The sequence below is a fragment of the Bacillus sp. FG16 genome, assembly GCF_057809515.1.
This window is the reverse complement of record NZ_JBMDKC010000072.1, coordinates 21,624-28,361: the sequence shown is the minus strand read 5'-3', so window position 1 is coordinate 28,361 and position 6,738 is coordinate 21,624. Positions and strand designations below refer to the sequence as shown.

Annotated in this window: 7 protein-coding genes; 6 read left to right on the top strand and 1 reads right to left on the bottom strand. The window is 34.4% G+C overall.

The window, feature by feature from the left end; all coding sequences use genetic code 11:
* Positions 1-218: 218 nt before the first annotated feature.
* From ACODS7_RS22455 to ACODS7_RS22430, 6 genes are all read left to right on the top strand, one after another.
* The gene (locus ACODS7_RS22455; RefSeq protein ID WP_029443082.1) at positions 219-977 is read left to right on the top strand and encodes an exodeoxyribonuclease III; all 759 of its coding nucleotides are present in this window, start codon (positions 219-221) and stop codon (positions 975-977) included.
* 299 nt (positions 978-1,276) lie between these two features.
* Positions 1,277-2,242, top strand: a complete 966-nt coding sequence (locus ACODS7_RS22450; protein ID WP_016080583.1) for an iron-hydroxamate ABC transporter substrate-binding protein — start codon at positions 1,277-1,279, stop codon at positions 2,240-2,242.
* A 27-nt stretch (positions 2,243-2,269) separates the two neighbouring features.
* Positions 2,270-3,277, top strand: a complete 1,008-nt coding sequence (locus ACODS7_RS22445; RefSeq protein WP_001173064.1) for a FecCD family ABC transporter permease — start codon at positions 2,270-2,272, stop codon at positions 3,275-3,277.
* On the top strand, positions 3,270-4,292 hold the full coding sequence (locus tag ACODS7_RS22440; RefSeq protein ID WP_016080584.1) for a FecCD family ABC transporter permease: 1,023 nt from the start codon (positions 3,270-3,272) through the stop codon (positions 4,290-4,292). The genes ACODS7_RS22445 and ACODS7_RS22440 overlap by 8 nt, the downstream gene beginning before the upstream one ends.
* Before the next feature lie 14 nt (positions 4,293-4,306).
* The gene (locus ACODS7_RS22435) at positions 4,307-5,128 is read left to right on the top strand and encodes an ABC transporter ATP-binding protein (protein ID WP_029443081.1); all 822 of its coding nucleotides are present in this window, start codon (positions 4,307-4,309) and stop codon (positions 5,126-5,128) included.
* A gap of 14 nt (positions 5,129-5,142) precedes the next feature.
* A complete protein-coding gene (locus ACODS7_RS22430) occupies positions 5,143-5,961 on the top strand; it encodes an alpha/beta hydrolase (RefSeq protein ID WP_016080586.1) in 819 nt (272 codons plus the stop codon).
* A gap of 33 nt (positions 5,962-5,994) precedes the next feature.
* Here the strand turns inward: ACODS7_RS22430 and ACODS7_RS22425 are convergent, their stop codons facing one another.
* Positions 5,995-6,684, bottom strand: a complete 690-nt coding sequence (locus ACODS7_RS22425) for a class I SAM-dependent methyltransferase (protein WP_029443080.1) — start codon at positions 6,682-6,684, stop codon at positions 5,995-5,997.
* Positions 6,685-6,738 lie beyond the last annotated feature (54 nt).

Genomic DNA, 6,738 nt, shown 5'->3' with positions numbered 1-6,738 from the left:
AATTTGTACATGCTTAAACAAGTGAAAATGTACATGATCATCTTGACATTTACACATTGTGCAAAGAACATCACCTCTGAAGTTAGTATAACCTGAATAAAGTGCGTATGTATGTATTCATAAATGTAAGAGCAAGATTACAAAGGTGGAAATATGATTGTTTTTCTATTTTGTGATAGCATGAAATTTGGAAATAAACATCAAGAGGAGGGCTAAAAGTGAAGTTAATTTCATGGAATGTAAATGGTTTGCGAGCAGTTATCGCAAAAGGTGGATTTTTGGAATATCTTGAGAAATCAAGTGCTGATATATTTTGTCTACAAGAGATTAAATTACAAGAAGGGCAAATTGATTTAAATCTAGAGGGATATTATACATACTGGAATTATGCTGTGAAAAAAGGATATTCAGGAACAGCTATTTTTTCGAAAAAAGAACCGCTTTCAGTTACATATGGTTTAGGCATTGAAGAGCATGACCAAGAAGGGCGACTTATTACTTTAGAATTCGAAGATTTTTACATGATAACGTTGTATACACCAAATTCAAAACGTGGATTAGAAAGATTAGATTACAGAATGAAATGGGAAGATGATTTCAGGTCCTATATCAAACGATTAGATGAGAAAAAACCAGTTATTTTTTGTGGAGACTTAAATGTTGCTCATAAAGAAATCGATTTAAAAAATCCAAAAAGTAATCGTAAAAACCCTGGATTCTCTGATGAGGAACGAGAGAAATTTACATGTATTTTAGAAGAAGGGTTTGTTGATACGTATCGTTATCTTTATCCTAATCAAGAAGGTGCATATTCGTGGTGGTCGTATCGGATGGGAGCGAGAGCAAAAAATATTGGATGGCGTTTAGATTATTTTTGTGTTTCGGAAAGAATGAAAGACCAAATAACAGAAGCGAAAATTAATAGTGAAGTAATGGGGTCAGACCATTGTCCAGTTGAATTACATATAAATTTCTAAAAAAGAAGTATCTCCCTAATATTAGGTGGATACTTCTTTTTTTATTCAGTTTGTTAAAATTTTTCAAATCATTCTTGAAATAATTCTATATTAAATATATACTTAGTAACGATAATCATTATCAGTGAAAATGATTATCAAATGATGAAGGTGTAAAAGAATTATAGTCTAGGGGAAGTGAACGAGAATGAGTTCTGGATAAAATTATTAATCTAATGAAATATATATATGGGACAAGATTCATATAGTTAAATTTTATTGAGAATATAGTTTGAAAATTCGAGAGGAGACATATAAAGATGAACAAGAAATTATTTACTTTAGGGATGGTTACAGTTTTAAGTGTAGGTTTAGCGGCATGTAATAGTACGGATAAAACTTCAGGCGAGCAAAAACAACAGACGAAAGCTACGGAAACGAAAAAAGATGAAAAGCGAAAAATTACATATTTAGGTAAAGAATATACAGTGCCAGCAAAAGTAGATAAAATTGCGACAGCTAGTTTAGAGTCAATGGAAGATGCGGCAGTACTTGGAATTAAACCAGTTGGTGCCATTACTGTGGGTGGTAAATTACCGAAGTATCTTGAGAAAGATTTAGAAGGTGCGAAATCTGTTGGTGAGAAAATGGAACCAAATTTCGAAACATTACTTCAATTAAAACCAGACGTTATTACATCAAGTACGAAATTCCCAGCAGAAACAGCTGAAAAGTTTACGAAAGTAGCTCCTACATTCCCGGTATCACACGTTTCAACAAATTGGGAAGATAACTTAAAGTTAATGGGAGAATTAACTGGTAAAAAAGATAAAGCAGAAAAAATTATTAAAGACTACAATTCGGACGCTGAAAAAGCAAAAGCAAAACTAGGAGATAAGTTAAAAGATAAAAAAGTACTTGTCATTAGACTAAGAGCAAATGACTTATTCCTATACCCAGAAGGAGTATACTTTAACCCCGTAATTTATAAAGATCTTGGACTAACTGCTCCAGAACAACTTAAAACGGTAAAAGCACAAGAAAAAATTTCTTTAGAAAAATTAGCTGAAGTTAATCCTGATTATATCTTCTTACAATACGAGGCAAGTGAAAATAATAAACCGAAAGTGCTAGAAGACATTGAAAATAATCCAATTTGGCAAAGTATGAACGCTGCGAAAGAAAAGAAAGTATTTGTAAATGTTGTAGACCCAATGGCACAAGGTGGTACAGCTTGGAGTAAAACAGCATTCTTAAAAGAAGCAGTGAAAAATTTATCTAAATAATACAATAAGTAAGGTGCGTTGAATGATATGCAGAAAACAAATGCAGTACCAGTAACTATATTATGTATAGCACCCATACTCATCTTATTTACAGTTATACTTTCGATTTTGTATGGTGCAAAAAGTATTGACGCTGAAACAGTGTGGAACGCATTATTTCATTTTGATTCAAGCGATGTAAATCATAATATTATTATTACTTCACGTTTACCAAGGGTAGTTGCAGCTCTTTTAGTCGGAGCATTTCTAGCCATATCAGGAGCACTTATGCAGGGGATGACAAGAAACTATCTTGCATCCCCTTCTATTATGGGTGTGACGGATGGTGCTGCCTTTGTTATTACACTTAGCATGATTTTTCTTCCGGGAATGTCATCAATTGGTATGGTTTTATGTTCAATGATTGGTTCTGCACTAGGAGCCGGTATCGTGTTTGGTTTTGGTTCGCTCCTTCAAAATGGCTTATCACCAGTTAGGTTAGCGATTATAGGAACAGTTATTGGAACATTTTTAAGTAGTGTATCGGCTGCAATGGCTTCGTATTTCCAAATTTCTCAAAATGTTAGTTTTTGGTTTAATGCAAAGTTAGATCAAGTAGATCCTAATATCATTAAAATCACGATACCGTTTGGGATAATTGGAATAATTTTAGCACTGTTAATATCAAAATCTATTACCATTCTTTCATTAGGCGAAGAGGTTTCTATTAATTTAGGGCAACGTACAAAACTAGTTAAAGCGATGGCAATTTTATCAGTTATCTTTTTAACAGGAACAGCAGTTGCTTTAGTGGGGAAAGTTGGTTTTGTAGGTTTAATTATTCCGCACATTACCCGCTTTATAATTGGGGTAGATTATAAGTGGATTTTGCCATGTGCAGGAGTTATTGGTGGCGTTTTCTTAGCGTTATGTGACGTTTTAAGTAGATTTGTAAACTATCCATTTGAAACACCTATTGGAGTCGTTACCTCTTTAATTGGAATTCCTTTCTTCCTTTATTTAATCCGTACTAGAGGAGGAGAGAGACATGCTTAAAAGTTCAAGTCAACGTTTCGGAATGACGATGGGGATTATTATATTTTTAATACTATGTGCTATTTATATTAGTTTAACAAATGGTACGTTCGACATTACGATTACAGATGTATTTAAAACACTGTTTAGAATTGATCCAGTACCAGAACATGATTTAGTTATTTTTGAGTTTCGCCTTCCGCGCATCATAATTGCTGGATTAGTAGGATTAGGCCTTGGTGTTGCGGGTGCCGTTATTCAAGGGATTACGAGAAATGGGTTGGCGGACCCAGGTATTTTAGGCGTAAATGCCGGAGCAGGAACAGCGATCGTCATTTTTATGTTTTTCTTTCAAGGACAATTAAAAAGCACAGACTGGGTTTCTATTATGATGATGCCAATGTTTGGTTTAGTAGGCGGATTAGGTGCAGCTATCATCATTTATCTGTTTTCTTGGAAAAACGGTAAATTAGATTCGCAGCGACTTTTATTAACAGGGATTGCAATTGGATCAGGATTTGGAGCCTTTTCTATGTATTTATCACTCAAAATGAAGTCAACTGATTTTGAAATGGCTGCAGTGTGGGTGTCTGGAAGCATATATAGTGCGAACTGGAAGTATATTGTGGCTATGTTACCATGGCTTATTATCTTAATTCCGCTTATACAAAAGAAAGCTTATTTATTAGATTTATTTCAATTGGAAGAAACGAGTATTACAAGTTTAGGTGTTTCAGTAGAGAGAGAGAAATCGATTTTACTATTAAGTAGTATCGGGCTTGTGAGCGCATGTGTTGCTGTTTCAGGGAGTATCGGTTTTATTGGCTTAATGGCACCGCATATAGCGAAAAGGCTTGTCGGTATTCAACATAAGTATATAATTCCTACGTGCGGCGTAATCGGAATGTTTCTTGTAATTGCTTCAGACTTTATTGCGAAAACAGTTTTCACACCTGTAGAGCTACCAGTTGGAATCGTTATTTCTATTGTCGGTGTACCGTATTTCTTATATTTACTTTATAAGGCGAAAGCGTAAGAGGAGGAATAAAAGTGAGTATTTTAAGTGCAAAAAATTTAGAAACAAGTTATGAAAAGCTTACAGTGTTTCGCGATTTAAATGTGGAAATACAAGAAGGAAAAGTAACGACAATTATAGGCCCAAACGGTTGCGGTAAATCGACATTGTTAAAAACGATGGGAAGAATTTTAAAACAAAAAAGCGGAAAAGTATATTTGCAAGGGCAAGATTTACATACAATTCCAACGAAAGAAATTGCGAAGCAGTTAGCTTTACTCCCGCAAACTCCAATTGCACCAGGTGAACTTAAAGTGGAAGAATTAATTTCTTATGGACGCTATCCACATCGCAATAACGTAAATAAGTTAACGACAAAAGATAAAGAAATGATTGATTGGGCATTAGATATAACGAAAACTTCTGAATTTCGAACGAGACAAATTGCAAATTTATCAGGCGGTCAAAGACAAAAGGTATGGCTAGCGATGGCATTAGCACAAGAGACAGAAGTGTTGCTATTAGATGAGCCAACTACATACCTTGATATGTCTCATCAATTAGATGTATTACAAATTGTGGAGAAGTTAAATAAAGAACATAATTGTACGGTTGTTATGGTATTACATGATATTAACCATGCATCAAGGTTTTCAAATGAAATTATTGCAATGAAGGAAGGCGAAATTGTTACAACTGGTAGCCCAGAAGAAATCATTACAAATGAAGTGTTAAAAGAAGTATTTCATATTGATGCGCGTGTCATGATTGATCCGTATAATGGGGCTCCTGTTTGTTTCGGTTATGATAGCGTTGTATCTCAAGAAGAAAAAATCGAAATATATGTAACAAGTTAAAAGGGGGGGATAGGGTGAATACTACAATTGAAAAACAGCAGATTATAACATCTAATACAGAGCAGTGGAAAATGTATTCAAAATTAGAAGGTAAGGAATATCAAATTCATATTTCAAAGCCGAGGCAACCAGCACCGGATTCAGGATATCCTGTTATTTACGTATTAGATGGCAATGCCTTTTTTCAAACATTTCATGAAGCAGTTAAAATACAATCAGTAAGAGCGGAAAAAACCGGTGTTTCACCAGCTATTATAGTAGGAGTGGGGTATCCAATTGAAGGCGCATTTTCAGGGGAAGAAAGATGCTATGATTTTACGCCTAGCGTAATTTCAAAAGATGCCCCTTTAAAACCAGACGGTAAACCGTGGCCTAAAACAGGAGGAGCACATAATTTCTTTACTTTTATTGAAGAAGAACTGAAACCACAAATTGAAAAGAATTTTGAGATTGATAAAAGTAAGCAAACGTTATTTGGACATTCTTTAGGTGGACTATTTGCTTTGCATATACTATTTACAAACTTAAATGCTTTTCAAAATTATTTTATTAGTAGTCCATCTATATGGTGGAATAATAAATCCGTTCTTGAAAAAGAAGAGAGCCTTATACATGAATTAAACAATGCTAAGTTTGAAACAGGAGTGTTCCTTACAGTTGGGTCACTAGAACGAGAGCATATGGTTGTAGGTGCAAATGAATTATCAGAGCGCCTTCTCCAAGTAAACCACGATAAACTTAAATTTAAGTTTTATGAAGCTGAAGGGGAGAATCATGCATCTGTTGTGCCGACGTCTTTAAGTAAAGGGTTGAGGTTTATTAGTTACGTATAGGAAAAAAGGTAAGCAATTGCTTACCTTTTTTCCTTATTGTTTAAAGGCAACGTATCCATCAATTAAAAAACTAGTGAAAAAGCGAGTCATTTGAGTAAAGCCACATTCCTTCATGATAGTTAATAAATTAGCTTCGGAAATAGGGAATATTTCTGTTTCAAAAGAATTTTCAAATCGGTCCCAATCTTCTAATGGAATTTGATTTTGCGTCATATGGTTGCGCCAAGCATGTAATTGTGTAGAAAATATACTCGTATGGGGCACACCATTTATTGAAGAGAGAAAGAATGGCGCACCAGGCTTTAGGCGACTACTGATGTCATTAATAAGTTCTTTTTTCTCCTTATTAGTTGGAATGAAGTGCAGGACAAGCATACAGGTGGCAGCGTCAAATAACTGATTTGGTAATAATGTGTGGATAGTTCCATGTACAAGATGAACATGATTTTGTATGCCTTCGTTTTTAATTCTTTTTTTAGCTAACTGTAGCATGCTTTCAGATGGATCGACACCTGTAAAAGATAAATTACTATTTTGTTTGCCTATTGAGAGAATTTCTTGTCCGCCACCAGCACCTATAACTAGCAAATTGGGATTGATATTCTTTTTAGGGAGTGTAGTAAACAAGAAATGATTCATCATTTCATATAAGTGGTAGTAGCCTGGGATTTTACATGGAATTCTTTGTTCATATGAATTTACGGTAGTATCATTCCAATTCATTTTAAACCTCCTAAGTATGTGTTTTATAGGTTTATTATGAAATGAAATTATGAA

Excerpts from the sequence above, each read along its gene's own strand:
- ACODS7_RS22450 (WP_016080583.1), top strand. The coding sequence starts at position 1,277 with ATGAACAAGAAATTATTTACTTTAGGGATGGTTACAGTTTTAAGTGTA.
- ACODS7_RS22445 (WP_001173064.1), top strand. The coding sequence starts at position 2,270 with ATGCAGAAAACAAATGCAGTACCAGTAACTATATTATGTATAGCACCC.
- ACODS7_RS22440 (WP_016080584.1), top strand. The coding sequence starts at position 3,270 with ATGCTTAAAAGTTCAAGTCAACGTTTCGGAATGACGATGGGGATTATT.
- ACODS7_RS22425 (WP_029443080.1), bottom strand. The coding sequence starts at position 6,684 with ATGAATTGGAATGATACTACCGTAAATTCATATGAACAAAGAATTCCA.